This is a genomic window from Segatella sinensis, assembly GCF_040095255.1.
GTDB lineage: Bacteria > Bacteroidota > Bacteroidia > Bacteroidales > Bacteroidaceae > Prevotella > Prevotella sinensis.
Map to the genome: position 1 here is coordinate 29180 of NZ_JBBNGE010000009.1, position 19228 is coordinate 48407.

Annotated in this window: 17 protein-coding genes; 13 read left to right on the forward strand and 4 right to left on the reverse strand. The window is 45.3% G+C overall.

Annotated features, from left to right (window positions below):
- Window positions 1-184 precede the first annotated feature (184 nt).
- On the reverse strand, window positions 185-436 hold the full coding sequence (locus AAAT87_RS04075) for a type B 50S ribosomal protein L31 (RefSeq protein WP_089542903.1): 252 nt from the start codon (window positions 434-436) through the stop codon (window positions 185-187).
- 385 nt (window positions 437-821) lie between these two features.
- On the opposite strand from AAAT87_RS04075, the gene AAAT87_RS04080 reads away from it, so the two are divergent.
- From AAAT87_RS04080 to udk, 3 genes are read left to right on the forward strand one after another with little or no spacing between them, the layout of a single operon-like run.
- A complete protein-coding gene (locus AAAT87_RS04080) occupies window positions 822-1886 on the forward strand; it encodes an endonuclease/exonuclease/phosphatase family protein (protein ID WP_349225715.1) in 1065 nt (354 codons plus the stop codon).
- 2 nt (window positions 1887-1888) lie between these two features.
- On the forward strand, window positions 1889-2464 hold the full coding sequence (locus AAAT87_RS04085) for a uracil-DNA glycosylase family protein (protein WP_349225716.1): 576 nt from the start codon (window positions 1889-1891) through the stop codon (window positions 2462-2464).
- Between the two features lie 5 nt (window positions 2465-2469).
- Window positions 2470-3093 carry a uridine kinase gene (gene udk, locus AAAT87_RS04090; protein WP_293465337.1) on the forward strand — a complete coding sequence of 208 codons (624 nt, stop codon included), beginning with the start codon at window positions 2470-2472 and terminating at the stop codon, window positions 3091-3093.
- 57 nt (window positions 3094-3150) lie between these two features.
- On the opposite strand, the gene AAAT87_RS04095 is transcribed toward udk, so the two are convergent.
- On the reverse strand, window positions 3151-3756 hold the full coding sequence (locus AAAT87_RS04095) for a DUF308 domain-containing protein (protein ID WP_295023676.1): 606 nt from the start codon (window positions 3754-3756) through the stop codon (window positions 3151-3153).
- 228 nt (window positions 3757-3984) lie between these two features.
- On the opposite strand from AAAT87_RS04095, the gene AAAT87_RS04100 reads away from it, so the two are divergent.
- Complete coding sequence (locus tag AAAT87_RS04100; protein ID WP_295023677.1) at window positions 3985-4563, forward strand: histidine phosphatase family protein; 579 nt, start codon at window positions 3985-3987, stop codon at window positions 4561-4563.
- Between the two features lie 84 nt (window positions 4564-4647).
- Window positions 4648-5400, forward strand: coding sequence for an SDR family NAD(P)-dependent oxidoreductase (locus tag AAAT87_RS04105; protein ID WP_349225717.1), 753 nt, complete (start codon window positions 4648-4650; stop codon window positions 5398-5400).
- 50 nt (window positions 5401-5450) lie between these two features.
- On the opposite strand, the gene AAAT87_RS04110 is transcribed toward AAAT87_RS04105, so the two are convergent.
- Window positions 5451-7067 (reverse strand): DUF6377 domain-containing protein, encoded by a 1617-nt coding sequence (locus tag AAAT87_RS04110; protein ID WP_349225718.1) that lies wholly within the window; start codon window positions 7065-7067, stop codon window positions 5451-5453.
- 620 nt (window positions 7068-7687) lie between these two features.
- Here AAAT87_RS04110 and rfbD point away from each other — a divergent pair.
- The 8 genes from rfbD to AAAT87_RS04150 all read left to right on the forward strand — a co-directional run bounded on the left by rfbD (window position 7688) and on the right by AAAT87_RS04150 (window position 18021).
- On the forward strand, window positions 7688-8560 hold the full coding sequence (gene rfbD, locus AAAT87_RS04115; protein WP_296972871.1) for a dTDP-4-dehydrorhamnose reductase: 873 nt from the start codon (window positions 7688-7690) through the stop codon (window positions 8558-8560).
- Between the two features lie 23 nt (window positions 8561-8583).
- Window positions 8584-9717, forward strand: a complete 1134-nt coding sequence (locus AAAT87_RS04120; RefSeq protein ID WP_153091067.1) for a dTDP-glucose 4,6-dehydratase — start codon at window positions 8584-8586, stop codon at window positions 9715-9717.
- A gap of 194 nt (window positions 9718-9911) precedes the next feature.
- Entirely contained in the window at window positions 9912-10874 is a 963-nt protein-coding gene (locus tag AAAT87_RS04125; protein WP_349225719.1) for a PCMD domain-containing protein, read from the forward strand.
- 92 nt (window positions 10875-10966) lie between these two features.
- The gene (locus tag AAAT87_RS04130; protein ID WP_428848563.1) at window positions 10967-12106 is read left to right on the forward strand and encodes a BamA/TamA family outer membrane protein; all 1140 of its coding nucleotides are present in this window, start codon (window positions 10967-10969) and stop codon (window positions 12104-12106) included.
- Window positions 12107-12198: 92 nt separating this feature from the next.
- Complete coding sequence (locus tag AAAT87_RS04135; protein WP_349225721.1) at window positions 12199-13929, forward strand: phosphoethanolamine transferase family protein; 1731 nt, start codon at window positions 12199-12201, stop codon at window positions 13927-13929.
- 144 nt (window positions 13930-14073) lie between these two features.
- Window positions 14074-15603, forward strand: a complete 1530-nt coding sequence (locus tag AAAT87_RS04140; protein ID WP_298531626.1) for a carbon-nitrogen hydrolase family protein — start codon at window positions 14074-14076, stop codon at window positions 15601-15603.
- A 93-nt stretch (window positions 15604-15696) separates the two neighbouring features.
- Window positions 15697-16824, forward strand: a complete 1128-nt coding sequence (locus tag AAAT87_RS04145) for an o-succinylbenzoate synthase (protein ID WP_349225722.1) — start codon at window positions 15697-15699, stop codon at window positions 16822-16824.
- 108 nt (window positions 16825-16932) lie between these two features.
- Window positions 16933-18021: an AMP-binding protein gene (locus tag AAAT87_RS04150; protein ID WP_349225723.1), complete on the forward strand. Its 1089-nt coding sequence runs from the start codon at window positions 16933-16935 to the stop codon at window positions 18019-18021.
- A gap of 39 nt (window positions 18022-18060) precedes the next feature.
- On the opposite strand, the gene aroB is transcribed toward AAAT87_RS04150, so the two are convergent.
- On the reverse strand, window positions 18061-19107 hold the full coding sequence (aroB, locus tag AAAT87_RS04155; RefSeq protein WP_349225724.1) for a 3-dehydroquinate synthase: 1047 nt from the start codon (window positions 19105-19107) through the stop codon (window positions 18061-18063).
- Between the last annotated feature and the right edge of the window lie 121 nt (window positions 19108-19228).

Here is a 19228-nt window from a genome sequence, read left to right on the forward strand (position 1 = left end):
CTGAAAGCTTTTATTTCACATAGTATGGAGAGTCAGGATGGGATAGTCCATCTTGGCTCTCTTTTTGTTTGAATACCTGATTGGTATAAACACAAAAAAGTGCATTCCTACGTATATGCAACTACGTTGGAATGCACTTTCTATCTTTCGATATTATATATCCTTATTAAAAAAGGTATATATATTACTTCTTCAACTTAGCGTAACGGCTCATGAAGCGGTCAACGCGACCAGCAGTATCAACGAGCTTGCTCTTACCTGTGTAGAATGGGTGAGAGGTGCTGGAAATTTCAATCTTAACAACTGGATAAGTCTCGCCCTCGAACTCTACAGTGTCGTTAGTCTTGCATGTTGACTGAGAGAGGAACATATCGCCGTTAGACATATCCTTAAATACTACAGGACGATAGTTCTCTGGATGAATACCTTTTTTCATTTTTCTTTTATTTATTATTAATTTGTTAAAAAATAGACGTTATGGGGATGCTTTCACATCATTTCATGTCCCTCTTCAGGGCATGCCCATTATAGCCTTTACCTAATTCAGGGTGCAAAGTTACTGCTTTTTCCTGAAATCACCAAATATTTCCTGGTGTTTTTTAGAAATATTGGGGATTTAGATGTCTGTGTGTATATAAATAAGGTGGAAAATGATCTTTTAGAGTGGTAAAAAGGGGGCTGGATGTGTTAAAAATGAATGAAAACTCAAAATTTTATTCCCATTTATGATGATAATTGTAATTAATGCGGTATCTTTGCATATTAGTTTGAGAACATCAGATGATGTATCATATAGTTATAACTTTAAAGCGAGAAAAAGAATGAAAAGACAAATGCTATTATTGGCAGCCCTGCTCATGGCTGGCTTGGGTGCTTGGGCGCAGAAAGCGGAGCAGAAATTCAACCTTAAAAAGTTCCAGGTTTATGCCGTTGGATTCTATAATCAGGAGAATCTCTTTGATACCTGTCATGATGCCGGCAAGAATGATGATGAGTATCAGCCTGCTAAGGGATGGAATAGCGAGAAATATACGAGTAAGTTGAAGAATATGTCTCGTGCCTTGGCTGATATGGGTACGGATGTGCTGCCTGATGCAGGTTGCGCCTTCATCGGTCTTGCCGAGGTTGAGAATGCCAATGTACTGAGAGACCTTACTGCCCAGCCGCCTTTGAAGGCTCGCAATATGCAGTTCTGCCATATCGAAGGTCCGGATAAGCGAGGCATCGACTGTGCACTGCTTTATAATCCGGCTCTTTTTACGGTGAAGAATGTGAAGCTGGTTCCTTATGTGCAGGAGTTGGCAAAGGATTCTGCCTTTTATACCCGTGGCTTTCTTACGGTGAGAGGTGAGATGGCGGGGGATGATGTGGCGGTCATCGTTTGTCACTGGCCAAGTCAGTTCTCCGGTTCTTTCTATCGTGAGAGTGGTGCCCGTCAGACCAAGGCTGTGAAAGACTCCCTGCTTCGCCTGAATCCTGAAATGAAGGTGTTTGTGATGGGAGATATGAATGATGATCCTACCAGCAAGAGCATGTATGAGGTTCTCCGTGCCAAGCCGGAAATCTCAGAAGTAGGTGAGGGGGATGTGTATAACCCTTGGTATAACATCCTGGCAAAGGAAGCAAAAGGAACTCTTTACTACAGGGGAAAATGGAATCTCTTCGATCAGATTGTGCTGACTCCTAATCTTCTGAACAAGGATGGAAAGAAGAAGGGCTATCGCAGTCTGAAGTACTGGAATCATCAGGTGTTCCGCAGAGATTATCTCATCCAGCAGGAGGGTCGTTATCAGGGAGCGCCGTTGCGTACCAAGGCTGGCGGTAAATGGCTGAATGGATATAGCGACCACTTGCCAGTAGTACTGTATCTGGTAAAAAAGAAGTAGAAATGTTAGAGTCTCATCCTTTTGAACCATGGTTGCCGGGCAATGCCAGGTTGCTGATGCTCGGAACCTTTCCGCCGGCAGAAAAGCGCTGGTGTATGCCCTGGTATTATCCTAATTTCCAGAATGATATGTGGCGAATCTTCGGTATCATCTACTTTGATGACAAGTTTCATTTCGTAGATGTGGAGCACAAGACTTATCGCCTGGATGCCATCAAGGAGTTCCTGATGCAGAAGGGGGTGGCTATCTATGATACTGCCCAGCAGGTGATCCGTACCAAGAATACGGCATCTGACAAAGACTTGCAGGTGGTTCAGCCTTCCGACCTGGACGGCATGCTCCGTTCCCTGCCTAATTGCACGGCGGTACTTACTGCTGGACAACTGGCAACCAAAGTCTTTTCCGATCACTTCGGTATCAGGGAAAAACCGGAGATGGGAGGATTTGTGGAGTTTGAATTCGAAAACCGTAAGTTCCGTCTCTATCGTATGCCTAGCAGCAGTAGGGCTTATCCGATGGCTGTAGAGAAGAAGGCGGAGTATTATCGGAAAATGTTTAATGATATATTGGAAAAATAAGAGATATGGCAGAAAATAAAGTAACAGTGATCGGTATCGCTGGTGGTACCGGATGCGGTAAGACTACCGTAGTCAAGAGATTGGTGGAAGCTTTGCCTCCTCATTTCGTGGCAGTTGTTCCTCTGGATTCTTATTATAATGATACAACCCACATGACTGAGGAAGAGCGTAGAGCCATCAACTTCGATCATCCAGATGCCTTCGATTGGAAGTTGCTTCATCAGCAGCTTGCCGACCTTCGTGCCGGTAAGGCAATCGAGCAGCCTACCTATAGTTATCTGAAGTGTAACCGCGAGAAGGAAACGATTCATGTAGAACCTAAGCCAGTGATAATCATAGAGGGAATCATGACTTTGGTGGATAAGGAATTACGTGATTTGATGGACTTGAAGGTGTTTGTGGATACAGATGCCGATGAGCGCCTGATCCGTAACATTCAGCGTGATACCATCGATCGGGGGCGTACGGTTTCCATGGTGGTAGATCGTTATCTGAAGGTGCTCAAACCAATGCACGAACAGTTTATCGAACCAACCAAGCGCTATGCAGACATCATCATTCCTCAGGGAGGAGAGAATGCTACCGGTATCGGTATTCTCTGCAGATATGTAGAGGGATTGGTAGATTAAAACCATAAAAGCTTCTATCATTCGGATATGAATCCCATGATGGAAGCTTTTTTCGTATTATCTCTTTTGTATTTCCTGTGTCTTCTGCCATCTGCGTCGGTTGTTGGAAACCTTCAGGGCATTGACGGCTTCTACTACGCCATATACCAGCATTGCCCATCCGATAACGAGTAATGGGGCAGAGGCAATGGATGATGGGCTGAAGAGGGTGAACAACCCCAACAGCAGCAGGAGTGTAGGCATCAACCAATATACAATGCCCACTCTGCCCATCTTGGCTGCAGATACCAGATTCGCCATTTGGGTAAGGGCGCCCATAATCAGTATTGTCGAGAGAATAAACATCAGCCAGGCAATGAATACATTTGGCATCAGTGCCAGTACCAGGCCGAAGATGAGAGAACCGAGTCCTACAAGAGGAAAGTTAGGGCGCATACCTATGATATGGTTGCCTTGTGCATCGTAGAGATACTGTCCCTTCATTTTCTCTGCATTTCGCTTGGCACTCATATAACTGAGTAATGAGAATACGCCTGAGAGGAAAAACAATACACCGATGGCAATGGTAATCCAGGTGACTGTCTGTTCTCTGTATTGTATGAGTAGAGCACCTACAATGATGGCGCATAAGGCTCGAAATAATGAACTTTGTATTACTTTCATATCAATTGATTTATAATGTTGTGTTGCAATATTGCGTTTCCTTTTCTTGAAAAGTATTTCCATTCTATTGCAAAAGTACGAAAGATTTTTGATACCACAAGTTTTTTCTCTCGCTTTTATATCATATTTAACGCAATTTATTCCTTCATTTCAATTATTATCAGTAATTTTGTAAGCAAAAATAAAATAGATGGGTGAATGGCCATCTGATGATGATCAATATTCAATATGACAAAGCTATATTTAGTTCGACATGGTGAGACCATGGATAATGCCGCCCAGATTATGCAGGGGCAGACTCCAGGAAGGCTGAATGACGTGGGCATTCAGCAGGCTGAAGAAGTGGCAAGGAAAATGGCAAATGACCACATTGACGTCTTCGTTTCGAGCGATCTTTATCGCAGCATGCAGACTTGTGCCATCATTGCCCGTCCCCATTTGGAGGCAGAAATGCACTTGAAGGGAACTGCAGATGCTTCTACATTCTTGACGGAAGACGATATTCTCCAGAGAATAGAGACGACTCCTTTAATCAGAGAACGTGACTGGGGAGATTTTACGGGTAAGTTCATTCCTTCTCTTCCCAAAGATCCGAAGGATTGGCCGGATAATGTCGAGACCCTGGAGCGGATGAAGTCGAGGGCACAGAACTTCCTCACTTGGTTGAAGGTGGCGTATCCAGATAAGACGATACTCGCAGTTGGTCATGGTATCATCAACAAGGCGATTCAGAGTGTGTATTACAAATGCCCGATGAATCAGATAGAGAAAATGGCGAATGCCGAAGTGAGAGTTCTCATCCTATAATGGAATCATAGAGAAATCAGGAAGATTTTGCTCCAGGCAAACTAATCATAAAGTTCAAAGTTCAAATATCAAAGTTCAAAGTATATGAAAATTGCTCTTATCACAGGTGCAACCAGCGGAATTGGCGAGGGTTGTGCACGCCGCTTTGCAAGAGGTGGCTACGATTTGATCATTACGGGTAGAAACACCGGAAAACTGGAAATTCTCAAGAAAGCGTTGGAGGCAGAGGGGGTACAGGTCCTTGCTCTGGCTTTTGATGTGCGTAACCGTGAAGCGGCAAGAAAGGCTGTGGATTATATTCCGCAGGGTTGGCGCAATATTGATGTGCTGATCAATAATGCAGGCTTGGCTCGTGGTCTGGAACCTGAGTATCAGGGTAGTTTCGAGGATTGGGATCAGATGATTGATACCAATATCAAGGGACTCCTCACCATGACTCGTCTGATTGTTCCTGGTATGGTGAGACGTAATCATGGACACATTATTAATATAGGTAGTGTGGCTGGTGATGCGGCTTACGCTGGTGGCAATGTATATTGTGCTACCAAGGCTGCCGTCAAGGCTATCACCGATGGCTTGCGTATTGATGTGGCTCATACCAAGGTGCGTGTTACCAATGTCAAGCCCGGCTTGGTGGAGACGAATTTCTCTAATGTCCGTTTCCATGGAGATAATCAGCGTGCTGCCAGTGTTTATCAGGGTATCGAACCCTTGAATGGTGATGATATTGCGGATGTGGCTTTCTATGCTGCCAGTGCTCCGGAACATGTGCAGATTGCAGAAGTCCTGGTTCTTGCTACCCATCAGGCTAACGGAACCGTTATCCATCGTGACTAATCTTTTATAAGTAAGTTCCGTACGCCCTCAGGGCGTGCGGAACTTACTTATTATATAATGTGGCAGAGTCGGTTGATATCCGACTCGAAGGTTTCCCTGTTGAGCGCCTTGGCTCTCATTCCCGACTTGTAATTGTAGATGGTCTGGGTAGAGTAGTACAGCAGGGTTGCTATTTCCTGGCTATCCGTTACGCCCAGTCTCATCAGGGCATAGATTCTTACTTCGGTTGTCAGCTCATTAGAAGGTGGCAGCACGATATGGTGCTCAGGCTTGAGAAGTGTATTCAGTTCCTCAACGAAATTCGGATACAGTTCCATGAAAGCCTTGTCGAAACGGATGTAGAACATAGACGATTCCTCTTCTGCCAGCTTGAAACTGTTGATGCTCTTCAGTAAGTCGTCTGTCTGCTTGGCTTTTACTTTTCTGCTCACCAGTTTTCTGTAGTCATCCAGTTTGCGGATATACAGGGCACTGATATCCATAAAGAGAGTCATGTAGGTTTCACGTCGCTTATTGGTATCCATCAGTCGCTTGTTGAGTTCAGCCAGCTGTTTGTTCTGTGCCGCAATCTCCTGTCGGTTTTTCTTCAAACTGTTTTTCTGTTTGGTGTTGGCTATCGTAAGACTCAGAATGATGGTTAAGATGATGCAGGCACAGATGAGTCCAATCTCCATTCGGGTACGGGAACGTTCTGCAGCCTGCTGGTTGCTTGTAGTAATCACTGGCAGGATGTTTGAAATCTCTATCATACGGAGGCGGTTGTTGAAAAACTGGGCATCCTCCATGGAATGCTGAATATATCGGGTGGCACGCTTGCTGTTGTCTTTGTCCGTTTCGTAGAGAAAATAGGCAAGTTTTTGAAGGGCTATTGTCTCCTTGAGTTGGCAAATCCCATCAGACTCTATAGCCTCTACCAGATACTTCAAATACAGATCATACCGTTCGAGGCCTTTGTAGTAACGTGCTATGCCGTATGCAGACATAGGATGCAGTCGGTCATTTTTAGCCGTCTTCTTGAAAGCATTGAGATAGTGGTCTAAGACGCTTTTGTGGGTAGGAGAGCTGAGAAAGATATATTCTCCCTTCAGATACTGGTAATAAGCCGACTTCTTGCCTTTTTCATTGAAGTTATCAAGCAAAATTCTCATATAATACTTCTTCTTGGCTTTGAAATCGTTTGCAAATTCCGATTTGGCAGCGTAAGATTCCCAGTAATTGAACAGCCAGGCATAGGTGAAGTAGTAATACAGCTTTTGTTCGTAGGGCATTTGTTTAGGGTCGAGTGTTTTCAGAATGTTTTCCGCCTTGGCATAGAATCCTCCCACCGAGAGTGCGGATGCCCGGTGTATCTTAAAGCAAGTAATATAAAAGGTGTTATGGGTAGCTTCTGCCAGTTGGAGTCCTTTACTCACATAGGCACATGACGAGTCGTAGCGATAGTTACTATAGGCTCGATAGAGACTGTCGAGGTAGCATAACCTTTCCTCGTCAGTGATTGCATCGCCTGCCAGTCGTCTCAGTCGTTTGAGCTCCTTCTCTTTCTGTTGCTTGTAGTGGCTGTCCATTTCTATGGCGTGGTCAACCCGCTCCAATAGCTTTTCCTCATCGGTCTTGCCATAGGAGAGAAGTGGTATCATGATGAATAATAAAAGTATGTACTGCTTCATTTTTTATCCTTTTGTACGATTTTTGTTGTTTACGCTGCAAAGATATAGAAAAGATTTCTAATAAAAGCATTTACTTTGATAAAAATACTTAAATGGGTTAAAATACTGATAATCGGTAGGTTATATATCTAGCAAATCTATATTTTATTTACTATACGCCTACTAGGGTGTACAGATAGCCAAAAAAGTACGTATCTTTGCAGCGGAATTCAAAAAAGCAGTAAAAATAACTTTGGTTTAAAAACCACTTCAAGTCTTCTAAAGTTTAAAGGTATATAAATATTCCTTTTGTTGATTTAGTATGTTGATTTAAATAACAGTATTAGTTTCTTAGGGGAAAGATTGATTGAAATAGGAAGCCTGCTTGATTGAATCTATTTGCTTTCAAAAAAGCAGCAATGCTTTACTATTATGTTTAGGAAAGACTCGTCGTTTTCTTGTGAAAGAAGGCGGCGGGCTTTTTGTTTTTATAGGGTTGTACTTCCTTAAAGTATAATTTATGTTACTATGAATCTTTTTGTCTTCATAAAAGTTGTGTAGCTCGGAATAATTCATTATCTTTGCCACATATTTTATATATATATATAATGTATTATCATTAACTAGTATCACAGCAAAATATGAATATATTAGTTACAGGTGCTAATGGTCAGCTCGGTCATGAGATGCAGATTTGCGCCAAAAACAGCAATCACAAGTTTGTCTTCACCGATGTGGCTGAAGGCTATGAGAAATTGGATATTACTAACCTTGACGCTATCCGCGAAAAGGTGAAGGAAAATGATATCCAGGTTATTGTTAACTGTGCTGCCTATACCAACGTGGATAAGGCGGAGAGCGACTTCGATCTCGCCAACCTGCTCAACAATACGGCAGCAGGCAACTTGGCTCAGGCGATGAAGGAAGTGGAGGGAACCCTGATTCATGTGAGCACAGACTATGTGTTCCAGGGCGACAAGAACATTCCTTGCAAGGAAGACTGGGAAACCAATCCGCTCGGCGTATATGGCAAGACCAAGCTCGCCGGAGAAAAGAGCATCGAGGCTACTGGCTGCAAGCACATCATCATCCGTACGGCTTGGCTCTACTCTCAGTGGGGTAAGAATTTCGTGAAGACAATGCAGAACCTCACGGCTAGTCACGACTCCCTGAAGGTGGTATTCGACCAGGTGGGTACTCCTACCTATGCCGGCGACCTGGCTGCTGTCATCTCTCACATCATCGAGACCAACCAACTCGACAAGACTGGCATCTATCATTTCTCTAACGAGGGTGTATGCTCTTGGTTCGATTTTGCCAAGATTATCTGCGAACTCAGCGGCAATACCTGCGATATCCAGCCTTGCTACAGCGAGGAGTTCCCAAGCCCAGTGAAGCGTCCTCACTTCTCAGTGCTCGACAAGAGCAAGCTGAAGCAGACCTTCGGTTTCAAGGTGCCATACTGGACAGACAGTTTGAAGAAATGTATCGCCGAATTGGCGGAAGCAAAATAATTATAATATAAAAAAGAATTGAAATGAAGAATATCATTATCACGGGCGGTGCTGGTTTCATCGGCTCACACGTAGTAAGACTTTTCGTGAACAAATATCCTGAGTATCACATCATCAACCTCGATAAGTTGACATACGCAGGTAACCTGGCTAACCTCAAGGACATTGAGGACAAGCCTAACTATACTTTTGTTAAGGGTGATATCTGTGATTTCGACCTGATGTTGAAGCTGATGCAGGACTACAAGGTGGATGGCATCATCCATCTCGCTGCCGAGAGCCATGTAGATAGAAGTATCAAGGATCCATTCACTTTTGCTCAGACCAACGTGATGGGTACCCTGTCTCTGCTCCAGGCGGCAAAGATTTACTGGGAGAGTCTTCCAGAGGGTTACGAGGGCAAGCGTTTCTACCACATCTCTACCGATGAGGTGTATGGTGCATTGCAGATGACTCATCCTGAAGGCGTTCCTGCTCCTTTCACCACCAAGGCATCCAGCGGTAAGAACCACGAGGCTTACGGCGAGGAGTTCTTCCTGGAGACAACCAAGTACAATCCTCACTCTCCATACTCTGCATCCAAGGCAAGCTCAGACCACTTCGTGCGTGCTTTCCACGATACATACGGTATGCCAACCATCGTGACCAACTGCTCTAACAACTACGGTCCATACCAGTTCCCTGAGAAGTTGATTCCGCTGTTCATTAACAACATCCGTCATCGCAAGCCATTGCCAGTATATGGTAAGGGTGAGAATGTCCGTGACTGGTTGTATGTAGTAGATCATGCCCGTGCCATCGATATGATTTTCCACAAGGGTAAGATTGCCGAGACTTACAACATCGGTGGTTTCAACGAGTGGAAGAACATCGATATCATCAAGGTGGTTATCAAGACCGTTGACCGTCTGCTCGGCAGAAAGGAAGGCGAGGATATGGATCTCATCACTTACGTAACAGACAGAAAGGGTCACGATATGCGTTATGCCATCGACTCTCGCAAGCTTCAGAAGGAACTCGGTTGGGAGCCATCACTCCAGTTTGAGGAGGGTATCGAGGAGACCGTAAAATGGTATCTCGATAACCAGGAATGGATGGACAACGTAACCTCTGGTGATTACCAGAAGTACTACGACAACATGTATTCTAACCGTTAATAGACACCTGTAAGAGCAAAAGCTTTCACTATCCCAAGCTTTTGCTCTTGCGGGGCTTTTTTTGTTTTTCATCGATTAAAATCCCCTAAATATATTATTATTTCTTAATATTTCATTTTTTAGTACTTTGAAAACCCGAAAGTACGAAAAGTTTTTCTATCTTTGCAGCATCTAGAAAGATAAAAGTAATAGATATGAAAAAACAGGTAATTTTCGGCATAGCATTAGCGCTTGCTATTTTGTTATGCCTTCCTATGCAGGGACAGGAAAAAGTGGTTCCTCTGAAATATGGAAACATGGACCACTGGGTAATCAGAAATATCAAAGAGTCGGCTATCATTGGTGGTAATCAGAAAACCATTTATGCCGTAGGACCTAATATGACTATCCATGGCAATACTCCATATACCAATAAGGGTGGGTCTCCTTGGGGCTCATCCAATGTTCTTGCGCATGTTTCCGGCATTTACAAGACCAATAATTCGGTTTATCGCGACAGGCACGGCAGTGGCTATTGCGCCAAACTGGAGACTCATATAGAAAAGGTAAAGGTGTTGGGACTTATCAATATCAAGGTACTTGCAGCTGGTTCCCTTTTCCTGGGAGATGTTCGTGAACCGATCACCAGTACCAAGGATGGTCCAAAGGCTATCAACTGGGGTATTCCGTTTACGGCTCGTCCTAAGGCTTTGCGTTTCGATTACAAGACCTCTCTTCCTAATGTTGCCAACCGTATCAAACAGAATGGATTCAGTGGTGCCTCTACTGTGGCTGGAAGAGACCATGCCATCGTGGTGCTCTATCTTCAGAAGCGTCACGAGGATGCCAAGGGTAATATCACAGCCAAGCGAGTGGGTACGATGGTGGTACGATACGGCAAGAGTACGAATGGATGGGTGGAAGATGCAACCTATACCATCCACTATGGTGATATTCGTCACATGGCTGGCTACCATGCCGCAACGATGGGACTCCGTTCTACCGATTATGCCCGCAACAGCAAGGGTAAGAGTGTGCCCGTAAGAGAAGTGGGATGGGCTGCTGCCGATGAAACGCCTACTCATCTCATTCTCCAGTTCTCTTCTTCGGATGGCGGTGCCTATATCGGAACACCAGGCAACACCTTGTGGATAGATAATGTGTCACTGGTATATTAATGATGTATCACAGGTTTATTAGTAAATGACGAAAAAAGAATCAACAGGAAAATATTGACTTTATGAAGCATATTCTAACCATACTTTTTGCGATGATGGCATTAAGCAGCTATGCCTCGGATCCAATTTCTTCAGATACTCTCTCTTCAGAGAAGGTGGATACAGCCCAGCAGGTCAAGAAATCGTGGATGACGCGATTCCTAGACTACTTCAATGATGCCAACAAGAACAAGCAGCATAAGCGGTTCGACTTCAGCGTAATTGGAGGTCCTCACTATGCTTCTGATACCAAGTTTGGTCTGGGAATGGTGGCTGCAGGACTTTACCGCACCGATCCTAACGATAGCATTTTGCCGCCTTCCAATGTATCGCTTTTCGGTGATGTCAGTTCGGTGGGCTTCTATATGTTGGGTGTTCGGGGCAATCATATAGCTCCTGCCGGTCGTTACCGCATTGATTATCATCTCTATTTCTATTCCTTCCCTTCCGATTTCTGGGGAATCGGTTACGAGATGGGCGATAACGATGACAACAAGAGTGATATGAAGCGTTGGCAGGCTCAGGCAGAAGCCAGTTTTCTGTTCAGGGTAGCCGATAACTTCTATGTGGGACCGATGGCAGCTTACGACTATGTGATAGGCAAGCAGATAGAGTGCCCGGAATTGCTGCAGGGGATGGATAAGCATACCTGGAATGTAGGAGTGGGCGTATCTTTGGTTTATGACAACCGAGATAATCTTACCAATCCGCACCGGGGTATCTATCTGAATCTGAAGCAGATGTTCCGGCCAGAATTTATGGGTAACGATTATGCCTTTAGTACGACTCATTTCCGTTTTGATGCCTATCAGCGACTGGGCAAGGGAACGATTCTTGCCGAGGATTTCGGAGCCAATCTCAATTTCGGCAATCCTTCATGGGGTATGATGGCGGAACTGGGAGGTACCAGTTCGATGCGTGGCTATTACGAGGGCCGCTATCGCGACAAGCATTCCCTGGAGGCTACCGTGGAGTTGCGCCAGCATGTCTGGAAGCGAAATGGTATTGTGGTCTGGGCTGGAGCAGGTACAGTTTTCCCTAAGTTCTCTGCGTTGCGAAGCAGACTGATTCTGCCGAATGCGGGAGTAGGCTATCGCTGGGAGTTCAAGAAGAATGTGAATGTACGATTGGATTATGGATTTGGAAAGTCGGGACAGTCTGGCTTCCTCTTCAATATCAACGAGGCATTTTGATGAGACTTTTTCATGATGCATTCACGATGCTTTCACGATATGCTCATGAATTCTTTTCACGATTTGCTCTATATATATAAAAGGTGTAGTCTATGAATCATTCTATATGTAATACTATATATAATAAGGTGTCTTCGGGCACCTTCCTTTACTGGTATGCGGTGGTGGCATTGCTGCTGCCCAACATCGCCCTGTGCTTTACCGAAAGATTGTCTTTCTGGGCGGGCGCAGCCAATGTGCTGTTGCCTCTGGCTCTGTATATGTGGTTCTTTTCCGTAGCCAGATGTCCGGGCAAGATGGTATGGTGGGCATTTCTCTTTGTCTTTTTCGCAGCCTTCCAGCTGGTGTTGCTCTATCTCTTCGGTACAGGAGTGATAGCGGTGGATATGTTCCTGAATCTCGTGACTACCAATCCAGGAGAGGTGATGGAACTGCTGGACAATCTGGTACCTGCCGTGGTAGGTGTTTTTGTGATTTATCTTCCCTTGCTCATTCTGGCTGTCATCCATATCAGGAAGAAGCGTCAGTTATCTGTCTCTTTTCAGCATCACGTTCGCAAATGGCTGATGGAGGTGGGGGCTATCGGTCTCTTCTGTCTGCTGGCATGCTATGTGGTGGTGGATGATTACCGGATGCGCAATCAGCTCTATCCTGTCAACGTCTGCTACAATCTCTATCTGGCTTTCGAGCGCAATGCGGCATCGGAGAATTACAGGGAGGTAAGCCGTAACTTCCGGTTTGATGCCCGGAGTGGGCACGATGTGGAAGCTCCTGAGGTGTATGTGATGGTAGTGGGAGAGACGGCACGAGCCCATAACTTCAGTCTCTATGGTTATCCTCGGAATACCAATCCTCTGCTTTCCAAAACGCAGGGTATTATGGCTTTCCCTGATGCAACCACGCAGAGCAACACCACCCACAAGAGTGTACCGATGCTTCTGTCGGCTGCTTCGGCAGAGGATTTTGAGCGCCTTTTTCATGAGAAAGGCATCTTGGTGGCCTTTAAGGAAGCCGGATTCCATACTGTGTTTATCAGCAACCAGTTGCCCAATCATTCGTTTATCGATTTTTTGGGAGAACAGGCTGATGAACATTATTTTCTGAAGAAAGAGGATGCTTTGCAAGGTAATCATTATGATGAGGATTTGTTGCAGAAACTGGATGAGATATTGCCCAAGGCTGATGCTTCCTCGTCTGCCCATTACCGTTATCGCAAGCTCTTTGTCGTTCTTCATACCTATGGTTCTCACTTCAATTATCAGGAGCGTTATCCCCGTAGTTTCGCTTATTTCAAGCCCGATAGCAGGAGTGAGGCAAAGTCGGAGAATCGGCGTGACCTCCTGAATGCCTATGATAATACCATCCGATATACAGATTATATCCTGCATGGTATCATTGAACGTCTGCAGAAATGGGAGGGGATACAGACTAAGACGGATGGGGTATATGGTCAGCCTATATCAGCGATGCTCTATACCAGCGATCATGGAGAGAATATTTTCGATGATGAGCGCTGCCTCTTCCTTCATGCTGCTCCGAAGGCTTCGGATTACGAACTGCATGTGCCTTTCATCATCTGGACTTCTGAAGGATTCAGTAAACAATATCCGGATATATTGAAGGCATTGGGAGAAAATCGGTCAAAACAGGTACAGAGTAGTCTTTCGGCTTTTCATACCATGTTGGGCATCGGTGGCATTCAGACCCATTATCGTCAGGATGAATATTCGGTGGCAAGTGATAAATATCATCCGGTAAAGTTGCTCTATCTCGATGATCATGACGAGGCAATACCGCAGGAAGATGCCAAGTTTTTGCGTTAAATTCTAAGCCAAAAGGCTTTCTTACAGCAAAATATATGAAAAGAGTTTTCGTAAATATCAATTATTTGCGAAAACTCTTTGTCGTATCTATAATTTGCTGTATCTTTGCACCCGGATTTAGATAATAATAAAAATACAGTTGTTATGGAGCCAACTCGAAAAATCGAAAAGGTGAGCATGCGCAACCTCCACATGGAGGATTATGACCAGCTCGCCAAGTCGTTTAAGCGTATTTACGCAGACTCAGATGTATTCTGGACAAAAGAACAGATTAAGAAACTCATTACTATCTTCCCTGAGGGACAGGTGGTTATCATCGTGGATGATAAGATTGTGGGCTGTGCGCTCTCTATCATCGTCAACTATAATATGGTGAAAGGCGACCATACCTATGCTCAGGTGACAGGTAATGAAACCTTCAATACCCACGATCCTAATGGAAACATCCTTTATGGTATTGAGGTATTTATCCACCCAGACTATCGTGGCTTGCGATTGGCTCGCCGTATGTATGAGTATCGCAAGGAACTCTGCGAGAAGCTCAACCTGAAGGCTATCATGTTTGGAGGTCGTATTCCAAACTATCATAAGTATGCCGACAAGATGCGCCCTAAGGAGTACATCGAGCACGTAAGAAACCGTGAAATCTATGACCCGGTTCTTACCTTCCAGCTTTCCAACGACTTCCACGTTCGCCGTGTCATCCGCAACTATCTTCCTAGTGATGAGGAGAGCGAACACTGCGCAACCCTCTTGCAGTGGGATAACATCTACTATCAGCCAACTACGGATTCTTATGTAGATAGAAAGCCAACCGTGAGAATCGGCTTGGTACAGTGGCAGATGCGTCCATACGCTTCGGTAGACGACCTTTTTGAGCAGGTAGAGTTCTTCGTGGATTCCGTGAGCGACTATAAGAGCGATTTCATCCTCTTCCCAGAGTATTTCAATGCGCCATTGATGGCGAGATTCAACGATTTGGGTGAGGCACAGAGCATCCGCATGATGGCTCAATATACTGATGAAATCCGTGACCGATTCCGTGAGTTGGCCATCAGTTACAACATCAACATCATCACGGGTAGTATGCCTTATCTCAAGGATGATTCCCTCTACAATGTCGGTTTCCTTTGCCGTAGAGATGGTAGCGTGGATATGTACGAGAAGATTCACGTAACTCCTGATGAGCAGAAGTGCTGGGGATTGAGCGGCGGTAGCCATATCCAGACCTTTGATACTGATTGTGGTAAGATTGGTATCGTGATCTGCTATGATGTGGAGTTCCCTGAACTTTCCCGTCTGATGGCAGAGGATGGTATGCAGATCCTCTTCGTTCCATTTATGACCGATACGCAGAATGCTTACTCTAGAGTGAGAGTCTGTGCCCAGGCACGTGCCATTGAGAACGAATGCTATGTAGCCATTGCAGGTAGTGTGGGTAACCTGCCACGTGTTCACAATATGGATATCCAGTATGCCCAGAGTGCCGTATTCACTCCTTGCGACTTCGCCTTCCCTAACGATGGCAAGCGTTCGGAGGCAACACCGAATACCGAGATGATTCTCGTATCAGATGTTGACTTGAATCTCCTGAATGAGCTTCATACCTACGGTGCCGTTCGAAATCTTCGTGACCGTCGCAAGGATCTCTACGAATTGAAACAGAAGAAGTAGGTTAAGTGAAGAGCACTTCTTTTTAGTGAAGAATGAAAAGTGAAGAACGAAGAGTGAAGAATTCGATAGTATTGATATATAGATATATAAAGAATGTATAAGATAGACATCTCGGAGCGCACGCTCCACTTCAAGCAGCCGGCAGGCACGTCTCGTGGCGTATATACCACGAGACACAGTTATTATCTCACCCTTACATCGGATGAATTGCCGGGAGTGGAGGGAGTGGGTGAGTGTGCTACGCTCCCTGATCTCAGTTGCGATGCCAAACCGGAATATGCTGTCACCCTTCGACAGGTATGTCAGATGGTGGAGCAGATGGGACGCATCCCATACGATATGATTCGTGCTTACCCTAGCATCACCTTCGGCTTGGAAACTGCCTTCGCTTCGTTCTTCGATGCGGCGAAGAAGTTTTTGGAGATTGTTCCTGCTGAAGGAGCATCTTCTTCTTCAGAAATGTTGAAGCAGAAAGGGGTCTCTGTTCCTGTAGGAATGGAGAACCTGGTAGATCTCTTCGACTCTCCTTTCGGAAAAGGAGAAGAGGGTATCACCATCAACGGACTGGTATGGATGGGTACTTACGAGGAGATGCTGGCACGACTGGAGGAGAAGCTCCAGGCGGGTTTCCATTGTGTGAAACTGAAGATTGGTGCCATTGATTTCTTCAAGGAACTCGATCTCATCAAGCGCATTCGTGATGTCTATACCCAGGAACAGGTAGAACTGAGAGTGGATGCCAATGGTGGTTTTCTGCCAGAGAATGCCATGAGTCAGTTGGAGGCTTTGGCTAAGTATGATATTCATTCCATCGAGCAGCCTATCAGGCAGCATCAGTGGCCTAAAATGGCGCAGCTCTGTAGGGAAACTCCGCTCCCCATCGCCTTGGATGAGGAGTTGATTGGCGTGAATGTGAGAAGCATGAAGGAGGCTTTGCTCGATACCATTCGTCCACAGTATATCATCCTGAAGCCTTCGCTCCATGGTGGAATCTATGGTTGCAACGAGTGGATCCAGTTGGCCAGTCAGCGTGGTATTGGCAGTTGGATTACCTCGGCATTGGAGAGTAACATCGGGCTGAATGCCATCGCCCATTATGCAGCCAAGGTATATGGTCCGAATGTAGAGATGCCTCAGGGCTTAGGCACCGGTCAGCTCTTTACTGATAACATCCCAATGCCATTGGAAATCCGGGGGGATAAACTCTTTATTGTAAAATAATATAATATAGTATTTTACCCCTATTTGTTTCGGCGGATTTGCAATCCGCCGCATCATTGGGTAACTATTGCGGATTTGTAATCCGCTAAGCAGGGTATAATTTAAATTATGACTTTAGAAGATTTCTTTTCTGAATGGAATAACGATAGCGACCGGGTACTGGTGCATACCAGTGGCTCCACGGGAAAGCCCAAGCCGATGATGGTGGAGAAGAAGCGAATGCTCAACTCCGCCCGCATTACTTGTGATTTCCTGGGATTGAAGCCTGGTGATAGCGCTTTGCTCTGTATGTCGCTTGATTATATCGCAGGTAAGATGGTGGTGGTGCGCAGTATCGAGCGTCATCTCCATCTTATTTCTGTTTCTCCTAGTGGTCATCCGCTGAAGAATATAGATTTGAAAGATGTAAATGGAAAAGATGTAAATGGGGAAATCACTTTTGCCGCCATGGTTCCGATGCAGGTGTATAATACCCTGCAGGTCCCTGAGGAGCGGGAGCGACTTACTCACGTACGCCATCTGATTATCGGAGGTGGAGCCATCGATGCATCCTTGGAAAAGGAACTCCAGGCTCTTCCTGGCAATATCGCTATCTGGAGCACCTACGGCATGACCGAAACCTTATCTCATATCGCCTTGCGAAGAATCAATGGCGCTGAGGCTAGCGAATGGTATCAGCCTTTTGATAGCGTGAAAATCAGTCAGACCGAAGAAGGCTGTCTCGTCATCGATGCCCCTCTTGTTTGTGCCGAAACCCTGGTAACGAATGATATTGTGGAAATAGAATCCTATATATATAATAAGGTGGAAAAACATGATGAGGTGGAAAAAAATGAAGTGGTGGAAAAACTTCGTTTCCGAATCAAGGGCAGAAAGGATAATGTTATCTGCAGCGGTGGTATCAAGATTCAGATAGAAGAAGTGGAGGCTCTCTTGAAGCCTCATCTTGAAAAACCTTTCATGATAGCCAAGAAGAAAGATGAGAAGTTTGGAGAAATCGCCGTTCTCCTGACAGAGGATGAGGATCTCAAAAAAGTAGAGGCGACTATCCGCCGCCTCTTATCTGGTAAATCAGATGATTCAAACAAATCATCTGAATCTAAATGTCATAAATATTGGATTCCAAGGGAATACCGATATGTAGAGCATCTTCCGCTTACCGAAACCGGAAAGCCGAAGCGCTGCTGTTTGGCATAAAGATACAATAATGGCGGGTTGATAGCCCGCCATATTATATTATCCTTCTCTGAAGAAGTCGAGTGCTTCCTTGATTTCTTCTGTTGTAGCCGTCTGGTTGATGCGGATGTCTCCGATGGCTCCCAGCATGGTGAAGTTGATGATACCATTCTGGTTCTTCTTGTCGTGATGCATCAGCTCAATCAGCTCATCGTAGTCATCGCAGGTGATGTTCAGCGTACCGTAGTTCTCCTTGATGAAGTTCACGGTCTGTCGCATCTTCTCGGTTGGGAATCCTGTCTTTGCCACACTGAGATAAAGCTCTGGGATGAGACCGAATGCCACGGCATAACCATGAAGGATTGGCTTGCGCTTCAGCGCCCAGCTCTCGAAGGCATGACCGAAGGTATGTCCCAGATTCAAAGCCTTGCGGATGCCCTTCTCATGAGGATCCTGTTCCACGATGCGCTCCTTTACCTTCACGCTGTCGCCCACCATTCGCTGCAACTGCTTCAGGTCTGGGGTGGCAAGGTCGAAGCTTACCAGCTCTTCCCACATCGCCTCGGTAGAAATCAAGCCGTGCTTCAGCATTTCGGCATAGCCCGAACAGATATTCTCGGCATCCAGGGTCTTCAGGAACTCGGTGTCGAGAATCACGAACTTAGAATCGTTGAAAACACCCACCTCATTCTTCAAACCTCCGAAGTTGATGCCGGTCTTTCCACCCACAGATGCATCTACCATCGCCAGCAGGGTAGTAGGAATATTGATGAAGTTGATGCCGCGCTTGAAGGTGCTCGCAGCAAAACCGCCGAGGTCGGTTACCATACCTCCTCCGAGGTTGATCATGCAAGAGTGACGTGAAGCGCTGCCTTCCTGCAGTCCCTTCCATACCATCATCAGGCTTTCGATGTCCTTATGACTGTCGCTAGCCGGAATCGTTATCACCTTAGCTTCCTTCATGCAGTAGAATTTCTGCAAAACCGGAAGGCACATTTCCTGTGTGGTAGTATCTGTAAGCACAAACAGCTTGTCGTGCTCGCATTCTGAGAGAGCGCTTACCAGTTCGTTCTCCAGATGGGTTGATATGATTACTCTCTGATTCATAACATATATACTTTTAAAAGAAACTGACTTTCAGAGTCACCTTTTGTGGGCAACTCATCGTAAATTCGCTTGCAAAGGTACGTTAAATCAGAGACAAAACAAAATAAAAAGCACTTTTTTA